Source organism: Hydrogenophaga sp. PAMC20947, from assembly GCF_004795855.1.
Taxonomy (GTDB): Bacteria; Pseudomonadota; Gammaproteobacteria; order Burkholderiales; family Burkholderiaceae_C; genus Hydrogenophaga.
Window position 1 is genome coordinate 773,460 of sequence record NZ_CP039252.1, and the last position, 16,697, is coordinate 790,156.

Consider the following 16,697-nt stretch of genomic DNA (forward strand, 5'->3'; position numbering starts at 1 on the left):
GCTTTTCTGTTTGTGCAACCCCATCGTGGTTTGCTGGTGCCCTGCGTTTGGAAGCGGTCTTGAGCGGTTGTGATCCCGTTGGGGATCTTGCGTAGACGCCGGGCGCCAAGGGAGGTCTGAGGGTGGGCTGTCAAGCCTCTTCGTGGTTGGACTCAAATTGGTCGGCGTTCTTGCCTTTGAAGGGTTTGTAGAAGGCCTTGATGACGGCCATGTCCGCATCAACATGGCCCGTGGGCACAAATACTGGCCCCAGACCGCTGCGTTTGCGCCCGTAGTCCATGAAGGCCAGGACGATGGGGACCTGGGCATTGAGCGCGATGTAGTAGAAGCCCGTTTTCCAGTAGCGCGTCTTGCTGCGTGTCCCTTCGGGCGGCACGATAAGTTGCAGGCTGCCGTCGGCGGCCCGAATGGCCTGAGCTGAGGCTTCGACCAGATTGCTCGCCTGTGATCGGTTGACCGGGATGCCGCCTAGCCACCGCATGAGGCCGGCAAAAGGAGGCTTAAAAATGCTTTGTTTGCCCATCCAGTAGGGATTCAACCGCAGCGCGAAGGCCACCATGAGGGTGTAGGGGAGGTCCCAGTTGCTGGTATGGGGTGCCGCAATGAGCACGCTCTTGCGGGCGTGGTCGGGCAGAGCGCCTTCAATGGTCCAGCCAGAAAGCTTGAGAAATCCCAGGGACAAGAGCCGAAACACGGTGTTGACACCGGGTGTGGTGAAGATGGTGCGCTGCATGGGTTGCAGTATCGTTGATGCCAGCGGACCCATTTGATTCACCTGGGTGACTTGCTTGCGGCCTGTTTCGGCTTTGAGCAAGCTAGGATGCAGTGTCTGACGTTCCCGGAATGAAATAGATGCGTGAAACGATGCGGCTGCAAGGCCTGGATGTGGTGATAGAGGGTCAAGGCCCGACGGTGGTTTTTCTACATGGGTGGCCCGACACGCTGGCCTTGTGGGATGACACGGTGCAGGCCTTGCACGATGGCTACCGGTGTGTGCGTTTTTCGCTGCCGGGATTTGATTTGTCCCAGCCACCACGCCCGCAGTCCGTGGACGACATGTGCGCACTGATCGGCGCGGTCGTGGATGCGGTCAGTCCGGGTGAGCCGGTGGCTCTGGTACTTCACGACTGGGGCTGCTTTTTCGGCTATGAGTACGCCGCCCGCCATGTGGACCGCGTTGCACGTGTGGTCTCCGCCGATATTGGGGACACCAATTCGGGGGCCTATCTGGCCGCATTGACTGCCAAAGAAAAACGCATGATCGCTGGATACCAGATCTGGCTGGCCCTGGCCTGGAAACTGGGCTCAATCTGGCCCGCCATGGCCGATCGCATGACCCGCTATATGGCCCGACGCATTGGGTGCAAGACCGAGCCGAGCCAGATGGGGTGGCAGATGAACTACCCCTATGCCTTGCAATGGTTGGGCAGCTTTGGGGGTCTGAGGGGGGTGGCACGCGTGGACAAGGTCTTTGGTCCCAAGGTGCCGACTCTGTTTCTGTTTGGAAAACGCAAGCCCTTCATGTTCCATTCGGCTCGCTGGTTGGCTCAGCTGGCCACCACACCGGGCTGCGCGGTGCAGGGGCTGGATGCTGGGCACTGGCTGATGCGGCAGCAGCCTGAGGTGTTCAATCGAGCGGTTCGACAATGGTTGGATGCTTCCAGGGTCGCAGCAGAAGGGGATGCATGAATGCCGGAGATCTGGAGCGCCTGCTGACAGTGGAAATGCCCTTTGGCAAACACAAGGGTTGCTTGATCGCGGATTTGCCAGGCAACTACTTGAACTGGTTTGCGCGGGAAGGCTTCCCTTCGGGTGACATCGGGCGCCTGCTGGCGTTGATGCACGAGATTGACCACAATGGCTTGGAGGACCTGCTCAAGCCTTTGAGGCGTCAGCGCTGACGGTCGTGGGCAGGTCCAGCAAGGCCTGGTACACCCAGGCTGCTGCGTAGGCGTCATTGGCGGCGTAGATGAGCTGGCCTTCGCTCAGTTGTCGAGAAGCCCAGTTCGATGTGGCCGCTTTTTTGCTTTTGATGAAGCGCTGGGAGAACAACGCGGCTACAGCGCCTTTCACCCCCACCTCTTTGCGGTAACCACGCTCACGAAACCAAGCGTTGAGTTCGACAATGCCCTGGGGCGCTACCCCAAGCTTGTGCACGATGCGTTTAACGTCATCGCCCAGCCCGAACCCGGCCAGCGCGCGCCCTGGTTCACCCAGCCATTGGGAGACCTGCTCGCGGCATTCCGGGTCGTGCAATTGAAAGATCCAGGCGTGTCGCAAGCTGGCCAGCTGAACGACGTGGGGACCTTCGGACACCTGGTCTTTGAAAAAGGTGGGTTTGGATTCGGTGTCGAATCCCAGCGCAGGGTGGTCGCGCAACGCGGCGCAGGCTTCACGGGCTTGCTCCCGGGACTGGACCAAGGTGATCTGCCCCAATGCCAGGCGGGGAAATTCGGGCAGGGCGGCAATGGCGTCGGCGTCGGGTATGTGGCGTTGGTTGTGCATAAGGGCGGTGCGAGGCCGGAGAAGATAATGTTTGCATTGTGCCCTTGCCCCTGAATCTGGCCCCATGACCTACACCCTCAAGCTTTACGTCCCCGATGACACCACCCCGGCGCAGAAGGATGCAGCGCACCGAACTTTTCGGGATGCGCTGGAGGCTGCTTTGGGGGGCGCCGACCTCGTCTGGCCCATGCTTTCTATCTACCGCGGCATCGTGCAGCAGTATGGGGAGGTGCCCGATGACGACGACCTCAATACCGAACAGCGTTTGGTGTTTGAGGCCTGGCAGCAAGCCGAAGCCGCGGCCTTGCAGGCTGTTTGGGGGCCGTACCGCAACCTGGATGAAGGGGGCTACGAGATTTCGCCCCTTTGAGCGGCGGTCAAGCTGGGGGCCTGATAATCAAGCATTGATGTTTGCCTCCTGACCGGGCGAGCCAACCCCCTTGAAGGACTGTTGAGATGAGAAAAACCTTTGTTTTGCGCCCGGAGGGCAAGAACCCTGAACGCGTGCTGGAAGCGCTCAAGCACGAGCTGCGCAAGTACATGAAGCGTGAGCGTCGCCGTGATCTGCCGGCGGATGCCGATTTTTGGGATTTTGATTGCAAGCTGGGCGTTGATCAAGCGGGCGCCGCGGTTGTTCACCCGAACGAGCTGACGGCTCAACTCGATGAGCTGGTCAAGACGGGTGCCGAGCAGGTTTACGTGGAGTTGCTGGCCAAGCCGGCCACGCGCCAGCGCTGGGCCGACACCGGTGAGAGCGGCGATGCTGGTTCTTCAGCTGGTGATGATTCCCAGGACGACGGCGACGACGACCAGTCTTAATCGTCGGGTTGTTGTGGGGCCGCTGCGGCGGCGCGCAACTTGTCTTTTTTGCTCGGGCGCTTGCCTTTGACGCCGCCTGTGCCCTCTAGGTCTTGGGTGTTGACAGGCGCCACGTCGGTGGGCTCAAACCCAGCCAGCTGTTCGCGCGGCAGGCTCAACCCCTGACGCTTTTCGATCACGCGCCAATGGGCTTCGCCGGCGGCTGTGACGAAGCTGATGGCCAATCCACTTTCCCCTGCGCGGCCGGTGCGGCCGATGCGGTGGGTGTAGTCGGTGGCCGAGCGGGGCAAATCAAAATTCACCACCACGGGGAGCTGATCGATGTGGATGCCTCGCGCGGCCAGATCGGTGGTGACCAGCACGTCCCAGCGTTTTTCCTTGAATTCTTGCAAGGTTTGCTTGCGTGCGCCCTGGCTCAAGCCGCCGTGGAACGACGTGGCAAATATATCGGCTTTGTGCAGCTTGGCCGCCAGGTGTTCGGCCGCGTATTGGCTGGCCACAAAGACCAGCACACGCTCCCAGCCGTGGTTTTTGATCAGTTGGCGCAGCAATTGGGTTCGGCGTTTTTCGTCAACTTCAAACACCCGTTGTTCGATCACGGCGGCATCGTTGGCCACGGTGGGCACGTCCACCCGTTGTGGCTCGTGCAGCATTTGACTGGCCAGCGATTCAACAGCGGGCGCGAATGTGGCTGAAAAAAGCAGGGTTTGGCGTTGCGTGGGGAGTTGAGCCAGTACACGACCCAGCTCGTCGGCAAAGCCCAGGTCGAGCAGGCGGTCGGCTTCGTCCAGCACCAGGTGTTTTACGCCGCCCAGTTTGATCGCGTTGTTGTCCAGCAGGTCGAGCAGTCGCCCGGGTGTGGCCACCACGATGTCGGCGCCACCGCGCAAAGACATCATTTGGGGGTTGATAGAAACGCCGCCGAATGCAACCACGATTTTGGGCCGCTGAGCCAGCGGTTGGGCCAGGCTGCGAATCACTTCGCCCACCTGCGCTGCCAGTTCGCGCGTGGGCACGAGCACCAGCGTTTGCAGCGGGCGCGTGTTTGCTGCTGGCGGGTTTGATAGCCAATGCTGCAGCAGGGGCAAAGCAAATGCCGCGGTCTTGCCGGAGCCGGTCTGGGCCGTTGCGAGCAGGTCGACGCCGTCCAAAACGATGGGGATGGCCGCCGTTTGAATCGGTGTGGGCGCGGTGAAGCCGAGATCGGCGGCAGCTTGGGAGAGGGGGGGCACTAGGCCTAGAGATGTAAATGGCATGTGGCAGTCTTTGCGGGCAGTGTACCGGGCGATGGCGTACGATGCCGGCCATGAAAAATTCGTTTGTGAACGCCGGGCTGGTTTATTCCACTGAATCGGGTCGCATGTGCCCCGATTGCCGGCAACCGATGGCCAGTTGTGCTTGCAAGGCGAATGCACGCACGCTGGTCCCCGCCGGCGATGGCCTGGTGCGCGTATCGCGTGAAACCAAGGGACGCGGCGGCAAGGCGGTCACCTTGGTCAAAGGCGTGGCGCTGGACGCCGCCGGATTGGCCGCACTGGGCAAAGCGCTCAAAGCAGCGTGTGGAACCGGTGGCACAGTGAAGGAGGGCGTGATTGAAATACAGGGTGACCACATTGATCGAATCATGGCCGCGTTGCAGGCCAAAGGCCACAAGGTGAAGCGCGCGGGCGGATGAAGTCTCAGAAAGCGTTGGCCCACCACAGGCGCCAGCGCATGCCGATTTCGCTGGTGTAACCCACCGAAGCGCCGCGCAATTGCCCCTGGGCATCAACGACCAGAAAGCTGGGCACTGCTTTCACGCCCAAGGCCCGGGCCAGTTCACCCCTGTCATCCACCGCCGTCCACCAGGGCATCTGGCGTTTGTTGAGCACGTTGGCCACCATGTCAGCTGGGCCAGATTGCATCGCGATGGTCAAGACCGGGTGGTCGGCCGCCACGCGATGCACGTTGTGTTCTTCTGCTTTGCAGATCGGGCACCACTCAGCCCACACATGGATCCCGACCGCTTGCCCGGGGTACTGGGCACGCCATTGGGCCAGCGTGGTTTCTGCGCGCGATCCGTCGGGCGACAGAAGCACAAAGGCAAGCTCAGGCGCGGAGCCTGATGGAACATCGCGGGTTTGCCAGAGATGCACGCCAGCGAAGACCGCCAGTGCGATAGCGACCGTGCCCAGATGGGGGCGCACTCGCAGCCAGAGGCGTTCAAAAATAGGCGTATTGTGTGTCAAGTGGGGTGGATTCTGGGCGCAGTTCTGGGCTCTGCCGTGCGCCGGGGAACATTGAACCGGCTTGGGCCTTGCGTTTACTGAAGTACTTCCAGCAGGCGGTCGAGACCACCTTCGTTGATCGACACCATCGCCTGCTCGCGTACCTTTGGCTTGGCGTGGTACGCCACAGAGAGGCCAGCGGCGCCCATCATGGGCAAATCGTTGGCGCCGTCACCCATGGCGATGCATTGTGATGGCTCAATGCCCAGCAGGGAGGCGACTTCCAGCAGCGTGCGCCGCTTTTCAGCGCCGTCGCAAATGTCGCCCCAGGCTTGGTCGACCAGGCGGCCCGTGAGCTGGCCGCAGTTGGGGCCACTTTCGATTTCCAGGATGTTGGCGCGGGTGTAGTCGATACCCAGTCGCTCACGCACACGTTCGCTGAAAAAGGTGAATCCGCCGGACACCAGCAACACCTTCATGCCCGCCGCCTTGCAGGCTGCGATCAACTCGGCTGCACCGGGGTTGATGCGCAGGCGTTCCACATCGACGCGCTCCATGTCGGCCACAGTGACACCCCGCAGCAGCGCTACGCGGCGGCGCAGGCTTTCTTTGAAATCGGTGATCTCGCCGCGCATGGCGGCTTCTGTGATGGCGGCGACTTCGGCCTTGCGGCCCACGGCATCGGCGATCTCGTCCACACATTCGATGTTGATCAGCGTGGAGTCCATGTCAAAGGCGATGAGCTTGAAGTCGCTCAAGCGCAGGGGCTTTTTCAACCCTTGCAGGGTGAGGCCAGGGGCGAGTTCGGTGGAGGATGTCATGTGGGAATTATTGCGGATTGCCGAGACCGGTTCGCAACCGGGTCAAGGTTGGATGGGCTTTTCGGTGGGTTAGTTGATCGTTTGCATCTGGGGAAATACGCCCACCACCAACTTGCCCGTGATGGGTGTGTGGGTGCGTTTGACGATCGGCGTGATCCAGGGTGAGTGGAGATTGTTTTTCACTTCAAATCCATTGATGCCCGGTAACAGCCCCGGCATGGTCGAGGGTTTTGAAAAAAATGGACATGTTGATAAACGCTTGGCAAGGCGCAATGGTGGACACGGCTCGTCAGACCTTCGCCGTCTCCGGTGGTTTCACCGGCTGCCCCAGGTTGCGCAGCACATCGCGCACCAGCAACACGCGGTCTTTCACCTCGGGCAGTTCCCGCTCGATGCGCAGCTTCTCGTTCCCCGCCAGCTTGATGTGGCGGTTCTTCTGAATCAGCTCGATGATCTTCATGGGCTCAATGGGTGGGTTGGCTCGGAAGGTGATGTTGGTCACCCCGGGCGCGGCGTCCACTTTCACCACGCCGTAGGGTGTGCTCAGCACCCGCAGGCGGTGCACGTCGATCAGCGTCTGCGCCTGCACGGGCAGCTTGCCAAAACGGTCCACAATTTCTTCCAGCAATCCGTCCACCTGGTCGGTGGTCTTGGCCGTGGCGAGTTTTTTGTAGAACGACAGGCGCAGATGCACATCACCACAGTAGTCGTTGGGCAGGAGCGCAGGGGCGTGCAAGTTGATGTCGGTGGTGACCGAGAGAGGGGAGAGCAGGTCGGGCTCGCGCCCGGCTTTGAGTGAGGCTACGGCTTCGCTCAGCATCTCGTTGTAGAGCTGGAAACCCACCTCGAGCATGTTGCCGCTCTGGCTTTCACCCAGTACCTCGCCGGCGCCGCGGATCTCCAAATCGTGCATGGCGAGGTAAAAGCCGCTGCCCAGCTCTTCCATTTGCTGGATGGCGTCCAGGCGTTGTGCGGCCTGTTTGGTCAGGCCCTCGATGTCGGGCACCATCAGGTAAGCGTAGGCTTGATGGTGGCTGCGGCCCACGCGACCGCGCAGCTGGTGCAGCTGCGCCAGACCGAACTTGTCGGCCCGCGCCATCACGATGGTGTTGGCCGTGGGCACGTCAATGCCCGTTTCGATGATGGTGGAGCAGAGCAACACGTTGAAGCGCTGCGCCACAAAATCGCGCATCACGCGTTCCAGCTCGCGCTCTGGCATCTGACCGTGGGCAATGGCAATGCGCGCTTCGGGCAGCAGTTCTTCGAGCTTTTGCTTGCGGTTCTCGATGGTGTCGACTTCGTTGTGCAAGAAATAGACCTGTCCGCCGCGCTTCAGTTCACGCAGTATGGCTTCACGGATCACACCGTTGCTCTCGGAACGCACAAAGGTCTTGATGGCCAGGCGGCGCTGAGGCGCGGTGGCGATCACGCTCAGATCGCGCAGCCCTTCCAGCGCCATACCCAAGGTGCGAGGGATGGGGGTCGCCGTGAGGGTGAGCACATCGACCTCGGCGCGCAGTTGCTTCATCTGTTCTTTGTGGCGCACGCCAAAACGGTGCTCCTCGTCGATGATGAGCAGGCCGAGGTCTTTGAACTTGGTTTTCTCCGACAGCAGTTTGTGTGTGCCGACCACAATGTCCACCGTGCCATCGGCCACACCTTTGAGCGCAAGGGTGATTTCCTTTTGCGAGCGGAAGCGGCTCATCTCGGCGATCTTCACCGGCCACTTGGCGAAGCGGTCCACGAGCGTCTGAAAGTGCTGCTCGGCCAGCAGCGTGGTCGGGGCGAGGAAGGCCACCTGACGCCCGCCTGTGACGGCCACGAAGGCCGCGCGCAGCGCCACCTCGGTTTTTCCGAACCCCACATCGCCGCAGACCAGGCGGTCCATGGGCTGGGGGCTGATCATGTCCTGGATCACGGCGTGGATGGCTGCGTTCTGGTCGGCCGTTTCGTCAAAACCGAAGTCGTTGGCGAATATTTCGTAGTCCTGTGCCGAGTAGCGAAAGGCATGGCCCTGGCGCGCGGCTCGTCGGGCGTAGATGTTGAGCAACTCGGCGGCTGCGTCGCGCACCTGCTCGGCAGCGCGGCGCTTGGCTTTTTCCCATTGCCCGCTGCCCAGTTTGTGCATGGGGGCTTCGTCCGCACTCACGCCGGTGTAGCGGCCGATCAGCTGCAATTGGCTCACCGGCACATAGAGCACCGCCTTGTCGGCGTACTCCAGGTGCAGAAACTCCATCAATGCGGGCGAACCGTCGGGGTTCTTGTCGCCCATGTCCATATTGATCAGGCCACGGTAGCGCCCGATACCGTGGGCGTTGTGCACCACCGGATCACCCAGATTGAGCTCAGACAGGTCCTTGATCAGCGCATCGACATCGCTGACCTGCTCCTGCTTGCGGCGCCGTCGAGCCGACGGTCCGGCCGCAAACAGCTCGGTTTCGGTGACGAAATCGATGCGGTCTTCCACCGACGAAAAGCCGACCGTCAATGCGGCGGTGGCGATACCGACCTTCTCCGCACTGGTCTGAAACTCGGCGAGCGAGTCAAACGCGGGCGGATTCAACCCGCTGGCACGCAAGAAATCGAGCAAGCTCTCGCGCCGACCTTCGCTCTCGGCCAGGATCAGCACACGGTGGGCCGTGTTGCGGATGTGCGCTTGCATCCGCGCCAGTGGATCCTCTGCACCGCGCACCACCGAGAGGTCACCCAGCTTTTGCGCAAAAGCGTTGTCGGCGACATCTTCCAGCGCGGGACGTACCGCCAGCTGCGCGTGGGCATTGGCCTGGCTGTAGAACTGCTCGGCGCTCAGGAACAGCGATTCGGGTGGCAAGGCAGGGCGCTCCGGATCGGTGCGCACGATGCGGTAGCGCTCCTGCGTGTCTTGCCAGAAACGTTGGAAAGCGGGCTCCAGATCGCCGTGCAATACGACCGTGGCGGCTTCACCCAGGTAATCAAATACGGTGGCGGTTTCTTCAAAGAAGAGGGGCAGGTAGTACTCGATACCGGCGGTTGCCACGCCATTGCCCACATCTTTGTAGATGCGGCTCTTGGTCGGGTCGCCTTCCAGCAGTTCGCGCCAGCGGCTGCGGAACTTGGCCCGTGCGGCATCGTCCATGGGGAACTCGCGACCGGGCAGCAAACGCACCTCGGGCACCGGGTAAAGGCTGCGTTGGCTGTCGGGGTCGAAGGTTCGGATGCTGTCGATCTCATCGTCGAACAAATCAACGCGGAAAGGCACCAGAGAGCCCATGGGGAACAGGTCGATCAGGCCGCCGCGCACGGCGTATTCACCTGGGCTGACCACCTGGGTGACGTGCTGGTAACCCGCCAAAGTGAGTTGGCTCTTGAGCTTGGCCTCGTCAAGCTGCTGCTTGACCTTGAAGTGGAAGGTGTAGCCCGCCAAAAACGAGGGGGGTGCGAGCCGGTAGAGCGCTGTCGTGGCAGGCACGAGCACCACATCGGCGCTGCCTTCGCTGTGCTGGGCGTCGCCTCGGGTGTGGATGCGCCAGAGTGTGGCCAGCCGCTCCGAGATCAGGTCCTGATGCGGTGAAAAACTGTCATAGGGCAGGGTTTCCCAGTCGGGGAAAAGTGCAATGCGCAGATGGGGTGCAAAAAAGCCGATTTCATCGATCAGGCGTTGGGCGTCGCTTGCGTCGGACGTGACGATTGCTGTCAGGCGCCCTTGGGCTTTGTCGCGCTGGGCGAGCTGGGCGAGCAGCAATGCATCAGCCGAACCGCTGGGACGGGGCAGGGTAAAGCGTTTACCGGGGTTGAGCTTGGGCAGTTCCATGGGCGGAGAGCAATCTATGGTTCGTGTGGCGGGCAGGGATGTGCACGCCAAGACGAACACCCCCCGTCCAGCAGGAAGGGGGGTGTCACACCCGTGATTTTAGAATGGTGGATCTTTGACCGCAGGCGCATCTTCTTTGACCTCTCCATCTGCTCCCCGTTGTTTTGTCTTGTTGCCTTGCGCGGGCACCGGTTCGCGCGCCGGCACCGCCACACCCAAGCAATACCAACCCTTGCTGGGATTGCCCATGGTGATGCACACCTTGGGTGCCTTTGAGCAGGTGCCGCGAATAGGGGCCGTGTGGCTGGTGGTGGCGCCTGGTGACCGCTTCTTGACACTGGACGATGACAGTGCCGTGGTGCTGAAACGCTGTGGCGGGGAGAGCCGGGCAGAGAGCGTGCGCAATGGCTTGTTGGCGTTGTGCGAAGGCGGCGCCCATGAGGCCGATTGGGTGCTGGTGCACGACGCCGCGCGCTGCATGGTGACGCCGGAGCAGATCAATGCGTTGATCGACGCCTGTGTGGATGATGCCGTGGGTGGCCTGCTCGCCCTCAAGCTCCCAGACACCCTGAAAGCGGAAGTCGGCGGACGCGTTGCGGCGACGCTGGACCGTTCGGACAAGTGGCTGGCACAGACGCCACAGATGTTCCGCATCGGGCCCTTGCTGGTCGCGCTTCAGAAACAGGCCGCGTCAGGGTTCGCTGGAGTCACCGACGAAGCGAGCGCCATGGAGATGGCGGGCTTCGCGCCGAGGCTGGTGCCCGGCAGCGCACAGAATTTCAAAGTCACCTACCCCGAGGATTTCGCATTGGCGGAAGCCATCCTGAGGAGCCGTTCATGACACAACCAACGTGCCCGCCATTTCGCGTGGGTGAGGGCTGGGATACCCACATTCTTGTCCCCGGGCGTCCCCTGATTCTGGGGGGCATACAGGTGCCCCACAGCATGGGTCTCATGGGGCATTCCGACGCAGATGCCTTGTTGCATGCCATCACGGACGCTTTGTTGGGAGCCGTCGGGCTGGGGGATATCGGCCGACACTTCCCGGACACCGACCCCAACTTCAAAGGGGCCGACTCGGCCGTGTTGCTGGGCGAGGCCATGAAACGCGTGCGGGCGGTTGGTTACGAGCTGGGCAACCTCGACGCGACGGTGATTGCCCAGGCGCCCAAGTTGGCGGCCCACATCCCGGCCATGTGTGAGCGCATTGCTGCCGTGCTGGGCGTATCGCTGCCGCAAGTGAACGTCAAAGCAAAGACGGCGGAAAAACTGGGCCCGGTGGGCCAGGGGCTGGCCATGGAGGCGCGGGCGGTTGTGCTGTTGTTTGCAAAGCCGCAGCCCTGAGGGAGAGACGGCCCAAGGCGTCAGCTTCCCTTGGCGAGCCGCAGCTTGATGTGGGCGGACAAGCCGCCTGTGCTGCTGTTGGCCAAAGCGAATCGGCCACCCATGCGCGCCACTGCCCGCTCGACAATGGCCAGGCCCAGCCCGGTGCCGGTGGCGGATGTGCGTGAAGCATCGCCCCGGAAGAAGGGTTGCGTCAGCTGGGTCAGCATGTCTGGACTGACCCCTTTGCCGTAGTCACGCAATTTGATCAAAACCCACTCGTTCTTGATTTTTGCGGCGATCTCCACCCTCGCGACGGCTGTGATGGGATCTTTGCCGTAACGCATCGCGTTTTCCAGCAAATTGGAGAACACCCGGTGCAACTCTACGGCGTCGCCCATGACATGGAGCTCCTCCGGAACGCTGCAGGTGACCGTGGCATCCGGTGGGTTGCCCATGGCGAAAACGGCTGCTTCGATCACCTGGTTGAGGTGAACCCTTTCTGGTTCGAGGTGGTCCGGACGGGCATAGTCGAGGAACTTGTCGATGATGGCATTGACCTGCTCGATGTCCGCCGCCATGTGCTCGCGGGCCTGAGGGTCGGCCACACTCATTTCGGTTTCGAGGCGCAAGCGGGCCAGCGGAGTGCGAAGATCGTGGGAGATACCCGCCAGCATCAGCGCCCGGTCTTGTTCAATTTTGGACAAGCGCTGCGCCATGCGGTTGAACCCAATATTGACCTGGCGAATTTCACTGGTGGCCACCGTTTCGTTGAGCTGGCTGGAGCTGAAATCGCCTTCTCGCACACGGCTAGCCGCAAACGACAGTTTTTTGAGCGGGCGGTTGATCAGACGTGCGATCAGGGCTGCGCCGGCCATGGACAGCAAAGCGGCCGTTCCCAGCCAGATCAGCCATGTCGTTCCTGCAACCAGCTCAACCCTTGAAGGGTCGGTTTGCAGCCAGTACGGGTCACCATCAATGCTGAAACCAATCCAAAGCCCAGCCACATTGTTGACTTCGCTGGCCACCACGGTGCCCTTGCCCAGCCGGGCCTGAAGCAATTCGCTGATCCGGCGGCTCAGCGTGTCGGCGTTGTACAGGCGGTAGGCGTCGGCGGGTTCGCGCGGCGCAATGCGCACTTGTTCTTCATCAGCCAGGGTTTTGACCAGCGAGACGCGCGCAATCGAGTCGGAATGGACCAATGCCGCTCGAGTGAGGTTGACCAGCGACGCCAGTTGCTGTGCGCTTTGCAGGGACCGGGGCTCAAATTCCAGCGCCCGGAAGGTCTGCAGCCAGGCCACGATGCAACCCAGCAGCAGCAAGGCGAGCAGGAAAAAGGTGCGCCAAAAGAGGCTCAGTTCGCGAGGGGGACGCGAATCCAGCGGGGCTGGAAGCGTCTCCAGCATCGCTGGCTGGGTTTCAAAGGGCGCGCGTGATTCGTCTGACATCAAGCAGCGCCGTCTGGGACAAACACATAGCCCACCCCCCATACCGTTTGGAGGTAGCGGGGTGACGCTGCGTCTTCTTCGATCAGCTTGCGCAGGCGGGAAACCTGGACATCCAGGCTGCGGTCGAAGGGCTCAAACTCGCGCCCACGCGCCAACTGGGCCAATTTTTCGCGCGACAGCGGTTGCCTGGGGTGGCGCACCAGTGCCTTGAGCATGGCAAATTCGCCCGTGGTCAGTGGCAAGTCCGCACCGTCTTTGCGCAAGGTGCGCAGACTCAGGTCAAACTCAAAAGGGCCGAAATTGACGGTTTCGGCATCCTGAGAGGGCGCCCCTGGCACTTCGGTCGGTGGCCGACGGCGCAACACGGCATGGATGCGGGCCAGCAGCTCACGGGGGTTGAAGGGTTTGCCCAAGTAGTCGTCGGCACCCACTTCCAGGCCCACGATGCGGTCCACGTCCTCGCTCTTGGCCGTCAGCATGATGATGGGGGTGCGATCGGAGTTGGCGCGCAGGCGCCGGCAGATGGAGAGGCCGTCTTCGCCGGGCATCATGAGATCCAGCACGATCAGGTCCACAGCGTCCCGCTGCAGAACGCGGTTCAGCGCTTTTCCGTCTTCGGCCAACATGACCTCAAAGCCTTCTTGCATGAGGTAGCGCCGAAGTAGGTCCCGGATGCGAACATCGTCATCCACGACCAGAATTTTGTTGGGGCGGGCATTGGCTTGTGGCATGACAGCAACTCTCTTGAAATGTAACAACGGCCATTGTGGCAGCGCCAAGTGCTTGTCAGGCCTCGTTTTTTGCGGTTTTGACAGTGTGTTACAAATGTTGCCCGGTCTGGGTGTCTGGAAATCTCGAATCGACGCAGAGAATGATCTGATCCTTGTGAATTCGTACACCCATGAAGTTGCCTTTCTTCCTTGTTTTGACTTGCGCCTGTGGTCCGGCCACTTGGGCCCAGTCAGCTGCGCCGATCCAGCCTGCTGTTGGCGCAGATGCGGTCGCGTCTGTACAAGAGACAGGGGTGGCCCGTGAGGCCGCCGCGCCATCTCCCCGCCTGCGCGATGTGTTTCTAACCGCAGTCAGCAAATCGGAAGAGCCGGCCAAGCCGTATCGATTGACCGCCGAAGAGCGGCTGCGGCTGCGAGAGCAGGTGCGGGGACAGTTCGCGTTTGAGGCTCCCAAGCAATGATCCGCTTGGGACAGGCGGGCCGCCGATGGTTGGCATGCATCGGGATGTTGGCGTGGATTGGAACGGGCAGTGCCCAGGCTCAAGCAGTGATGCCTGCACCCGTGAGCGCAAACGTGGTGCAACTTGCAGCCAGCGGGTTCCTCGATGTGCAGCAAGACTGGATGACGCTGCGTCTGTCAGTGACCCGCGAAGGCGCGGATGCCGCGCAGGTTCAATCTCAGCTGCGAACAGCGCTGGACAGCGCGTTGGGGATCGCCAAAGGCGCAGCCGCCGAACAGCAATTGTTGGTTCACAGCGGAAATTTCGGCGTGTACGCGCGCTACGACAAAGCCGGCAAGGTGTCGGGCTGGCAAGGCCAAGGCGAGCTGGTGCTGGAAGGGCGAGATTTCACCCGCATTGCGCGCACGGCTGCCCAGATGCAGCCCTTGGCGGTATCGAACATGGTTTTTTCGTTGTCACGCGAGGCGCAGCAGCAGCTGGAGTCCGATGTGCAGGCTTTGGCTATCGAGCGCTTTCAACGGCGTGCTGGCGAAGTCGCCAAGGCCTTCGGATTTGGTGCGTATGAGCTGAAAGAAGTCAGCATTTCATCAGCTGACACCGGTGACGAAAGGGTCTTTCGGCGCCAGACTATGGCCATGGAGGCGGCTTCGTCCTTGGACAAGGACCCCTTGCCCGCCGAGCCCGGGCGAAGCCAGCTGACCGTCACGGTTTCGGGGGCGGTCCAGCTCAAGTAAGCGCAGCACTCGCGTTTCAGATCCAAAAAAGAGAAAGCCCGCAAGGCGGGCTTTCTCTGTTGGGTGCTTGAAAAACGGTGGGTTATTGAGCCACCCAACCCCCGTCCATGTTCCAGGCCACGCCACGGATGTTGTCGCCCGCAGCAGAGCAGAAAAAGACCGCCAATGCACCCAGCTCTTCGGGCGTGGTGAATTGCTGTGAAGGCTCTTTCTCGCCCAGCAGCTGTTTCTTCGCGTCTTCATTGGAGATGCCGAGTGCGGCGGCTTTAGCGTCAACCTGTTTTTGTACCAGCGGCGTCAGCACCCAGCCTGGGCAGATGGCGTTGCAGGTGACGCCCGAGGTGGCGTTCTCCAGCGCTGTTACTTTGGTCAGGCCAACGACGCCGTGTTTCGCCGCGACATAGGCGGATTTTTCTGCCGAGGCGACCAGGCCGTGCACGGAGGCCACGTTGATGATGCGGCCCCAGTTCGTCTTCTGCATCGCCGGCAGCGCCAGTCGCGTGGCGTGAAAAGCGCTGCTGAGGTTGATGGCCATGATGGCGTCCCATTTTTCCGTCGGGAAAGCCTCGATGCGGGCCACGTGTTGAATGCCGGCGTTGTTCACCAGGATATCTACCTGACCAAACCGCTCAGCGGCAAATGCCATCATGGCCTCGATCTCGGCGGGTTTGCTCATGTCGGCACCGTGGTAGGCCACCGGCACGCCCAACGCCGCGATTTCCTTTTGAGGGGTCTCGGCATCACCGAAACCGTTCAGCACGATGTTGGCGCCCTGGCGTGCCAGCGCTTTGGCAATCCCGAGGCCGATCCCGCTGGTCGAGCCTGTGATGAGGGCGGTTTTGTTTTTGAGCATGGGTGATCTCCAGTTCCATTACGATAGGTTGAACGAGCTTTCAGCCATTATCACGGACAGATATTCATGGACGACGTCACCACGCAGCCCCAACTTCGCCATTTCCCCATGGGCGGTGCCGCCGCGCGTGGCGGCGGCCAGCGCCACATGGCCTATTGGGACTGGCCTGCCCGGGCAGAGCAGGGCGCACAGCATGTGGTGATCTGCGTGCATGGGCTGTCGCGCCAAGGGCGAGATTTTGATGCTTTGGCCCGTGCGTTGAGCTCTCAAGCGCAGGTTTTGGCAGTGGATGTGGCCGGGCGCGGGCACAGCGACTGGCTCGCCGATCCGATGCAGTACCAGGTGGCTCAATATGCGGCCGATCTGGCGACTTTGGTCCTCCGGGTGAAGCGGGATTCGCCCGATGCCGTGATTGACTGGGTGGGGACCAGCATGGGGGGACTCATCGGCATGGCTATTGCGGCCCAGCCAGAGCTGGGTATCCGGCGACTGGTGCTCAACGATGTGGGCCCTGTCATCCAGTGGCAGGCATTGCTGCGCATCGCGACCTACCTGGGACTCAATCCGTCGTTTGACAGCGAGCAATCGGCCAGTGACTACCTCGCATCCATATCCACCGGTTTTGGACCCCATACGCCTGCGCAATGGGCGGAACTCTCGCGCCCAATGCTGCGCGAGCGCGAAGGCCGGTGGTGGTTGCATTACGACCCGGCGCTGGCGGTGCCGTTCAAAGCGCTGACCGAGTCGGCCGATGGGGAAGCCGCAGCAGAGGCCGGAGAGGCGGCGTTGTGGGGTTTGTACGATGCGATCAAGGTGCCCACCCTGCTGCTGCGGGGGGCGTCGTCTGATTTGCTCTCACGCGATGCTGCACAGGAAATGGCCCGACGGGGCCCCAAGGCTTCGTGTGTGGAGTTTGAGGGCGTCGGGCATGCCCCCACGCTGGTGGCGGCCGATCAGATCGCTGCCGTGCAGTCGTTCTTGCTGGGGTCATGAGGGCTGGCGATT

19 protein-coding genes are annotated in these 16,697 nt (G+C 61.6%); 10 read left to right on the top strand and 9 right to left on the bottom strand.

Annotated elements, in window-relative coordinates; all coding sequences use genetic code 11:
• Positions 1-130: 130 nt before the first annotated feature.
• Positions 131-733 (bottom strand): lysophospholipid acyltransferase family protein, encoded by a 603-nt coding sequence (locus tag E5678_RS03545; RefSeq protein ID WP_136177247.1) that lies wholly within the window; start codon positions 731-733, stop codon positions 131-133.
• 119 nt (positions 734-852) lie between these two features.
• On the opposite strand from E5678_RS03545, the gene E5678_RS03550 reads away from it, so the two are divergent.
• On the top strand, positions 853-1,689 hold the full coding sequence (locus tag E5678_RS03550) for an alpha/beta hydrolase (RefSeq protein WP_136177248.1): 837 nt from the start codon (positions 853-855) through the stop codon (positions 1,687-1,689).
• Entirely contained in the window at positions 1,686-1,901 is a 216-nt protein-coding gene (locus tag E5678_RS03555; protein ID WP_136177249.1) for a DUF3820 family protein, read from the top strand. Before E5678_RS03550 ends, E5678_RS03555 begins: the two co-directional genes overlap by 4 nt.
• Here E5678_RS03555 and E5678_RS03560 read toward each other — a convergent pair.
• Entirely contained in the window at positions 1,876-2,505 is a 630-nt protein-coding gene (locus tag E5678_RS03560; RefSeq protein ID WP_136177250.1) for a 3'-5' exonuclease, read from the bottom strand. The two genes, E5678_RS03555 and E5678_RS03560, sit on opposite strands and share 26 nt — an antisense overlap.
• Positions 2,506-2,569: 64 nt before the next feature.
• Between E5678_RS03560 and E5678_RS03565 the strand changes: the two genes are divergently transcribed.
• Together E5678_RS03565 and E5678_RS03570 are read left to right on the top strand one after the other, a co-directional pair.
• Positions 2,570-2,875 (top strand): hypothetical protein, encoded by a 306-nt coding sequence (locus E5678_RS03565; RefSeq protein ID WP_136177251.1) that lies wholly within the window; start codon positions 2,570-2,572, stop codon positions 2,873-2,875.
• Between the two features lie 86 nt (positions 2,876-2,961).
• The gene (locus E5678_RS03570) at positions 2,962-3,324 is read left to right on the top strand and encodes a DUF6172 family protein (protein WP_136177252.1); all 363 of its coding nucleotides are present in this window, start codon (positions 2,962-2,964) and stop codon (positions 3,322-3,324) included.
• On the opposite strand, the gene E5678_RS03575 is transcribed toward E5678_RS03570, so the two are convergent.
• On the bottom strand, positions 3,321-4,580 hold the full coding sequence (locus E5678_RS03575) for a DEAD/DEAH box helicase (protein WP_136177253.1): 1,260 nt from the start codon (positions 4,578-4,580) through the stop codon (positions 3,321-3,323). The two genes, E5678_RS03570 and E5678_RS03575, sit on opposite strands and share 4 nt — an antisense overlap.
• A gap of 50 nt (positions 4,581-4,630) precedes the next feature.
• Here E5678_RS03575 and E5678_RS03580 point away from each other — a divergent pair, with 50 nt between their 5' ends.
• Complete coding sequence (locus E5678_RS03580; protein WP_136177254.1) at positions 4,631-4,999, top strand: translation initiation factor Sui1; 369 nt, start codon at positions 4,631-4,633, stop codon at positions 4,997-4,999.
• A 4-nt stretch (positions 5,000-5,003) separates the two neighbouring features.
• Here E5678_RS03580 and E5678_RS03585 read toward each other — a convergent pair whose 3' ends face one another.
• The 3 genes from E5678_RS03585 to mfd form a co-directional block, all read right to left on the bottom strand.
• Entirely contained in the window at positions 5,004-5,552 is a 549-nt protein-coding gene (locus tag E5678_RS03585; RefSeq protein ID WP_247596903.1) for a redoxin family protein, read from the bottom strand.
• Positions 5,553-5,626: 74 nt separating this feature from the next.
• Positions 5,627-6,352: a phosphoserine phosphatase SerB gene (serB, locus tag E5678_RS03590; protein WP_136177255.1), complete on the bottom strand. Its 726-nt coding sequence runs from the start codon at positions 6,350-6,352 to the stop codon at positions 5,627-5,629.
• Between the two features lie 289 nt (positions 6,353-6,641).
• Complete coding sequence (gene mfd, locus E5678_RS03595; protein ID WP_136177256.1) at positions 6,642-10,142, bottom strand: transcription-repair coupling factor; 3,501 nt, start codon at positions 10,140-10,142, stop codon at positions 6,642-6,644.
• A 136-nt stretch (positions 10,143-10,278) separates the two neighbouring features.
• Between mfd and ispD the strand changes: the two genes are divergently transcribed.
• Both ispD and ispF read left to right on the top strand, forming a co-directional pair.
• Positions 10,279-10,983 carry a 2-C-methyl-D-erythritol 4-phosphate cytidylyltransferase gene (gene ispD / locus E5678_RS03600; protein ID WP_247596904.1) on the top strand — a complete coding sequence of 235 codons (705 nt, stop codon included), beginning with the start codon at positions 10,279-10,281 and terminating at the stop codon, positions 10,981-10,983.
• Positions 10,980-11,486 carry a 2-C-methyl-D-erythritol 2,4-cyclodiphosphate synthase gene (gene ispF, locus E5678_RS03605; RefSeq protein WP_136177258.1) on the top strand — a complete coding sequence of 169 codons (507 nt, stop codon included), beginning with the start codon at positions 10,980-10,982 and terminating at the stop codon, positions 11,484-11,486. The genes ispD and ispF overlap by 4 nt, the downstream gene beginning before the upstream one ends.
• Before the next feature lie 20 nt (positions 11,487-11,506).
• Here ispF and E5678_RS03610 read toward each other — a convergent pair whose 3' ends face one another.
• Together E5678_RS03610 and ompR are read right to left on the bottom strand one after the other, a co-directional pair.
• Positions 11,507-12,871: a sensor histidine kinase gene (locus E5678_RS03610; protein ID WP_247596994.1), complete on the bottom strand. Its 1,365-nt coding sequence runs from the start codon at positions 12,869-12,871 to the stop codon at positions 11,507-11,509.
• Positions 12,872-12,912: 41 nt separating this feature from the next.
• Positions 12,913-13,644, bottom strand: a complete 732-nt coding sequence (ompR, locus tag E5678_RS03615) for a two-component system response regulator OmpR (protein ID WP_136177260.1) — start codon at positions 13,642-13,644, stop codon at positions 12,913-12,915.
• 170 nt (positions 13,645-13,814) lie between these two features.
• Between ompR and E5678_RS03620 the strand changes: the two genes are divergently transcribed.
• Complete coding sequence (locus E5678_RS03620; RefSeq protein ID WP_136177261.1) at positions 13,815-14,105, top strand: hypothetical protein; 291 nt, start codon at positions 13,815-13,817, stop codon at positions 14,103-14,105.
• 44 nt (positions 14,106-14,149) lie between these two features.
• Positions 14,150-14,839, top strand: coding sequence for an SIMPL domain-containing protein (locus tag E5678_RS03625; protein WP_136177262.1), 690 nt, complete (start codon positions 14,150-14,152; stop codon positions 14,837-14,839).
• Positions 14,840-14,921: 82 nt separating this feature from the next.
• Here the strand turns inward: E5678_RS03625 and E5678_RS03630 are convergent, their stop codons facing one another.
• Positions 14,922-15,692 carry a 3-hydroxybutyrate dehydrogenase gene (locus E5678_RS03630; RefSeq protein WP_136177263.1) on the bottom strand — a complete coding sequence of 257 codons (771 nt, stop codon included), beginning with the start codon at positions 15,690-15,692 and terminating at the stop codon, positions 14,922-14,924.
• Between the two features lie 147 nt (positions 15,693-15,839).
• Between E5678_RS03630 and E5678_RS03635 the strand changes: the two genes are divergently transcribed.
• Positions 15,840-16,685, top strand: coding sequence for an alpha/beta hydrolase (locus E5678_RS03635; RefSeq protein WP_136180615.1), 846 nt, complete (start codon positions 15,840-15,842; stop codon positions 16,683-16,685).
• Positions 16,686-16,697: the final 12 nt, after the last annotated feature.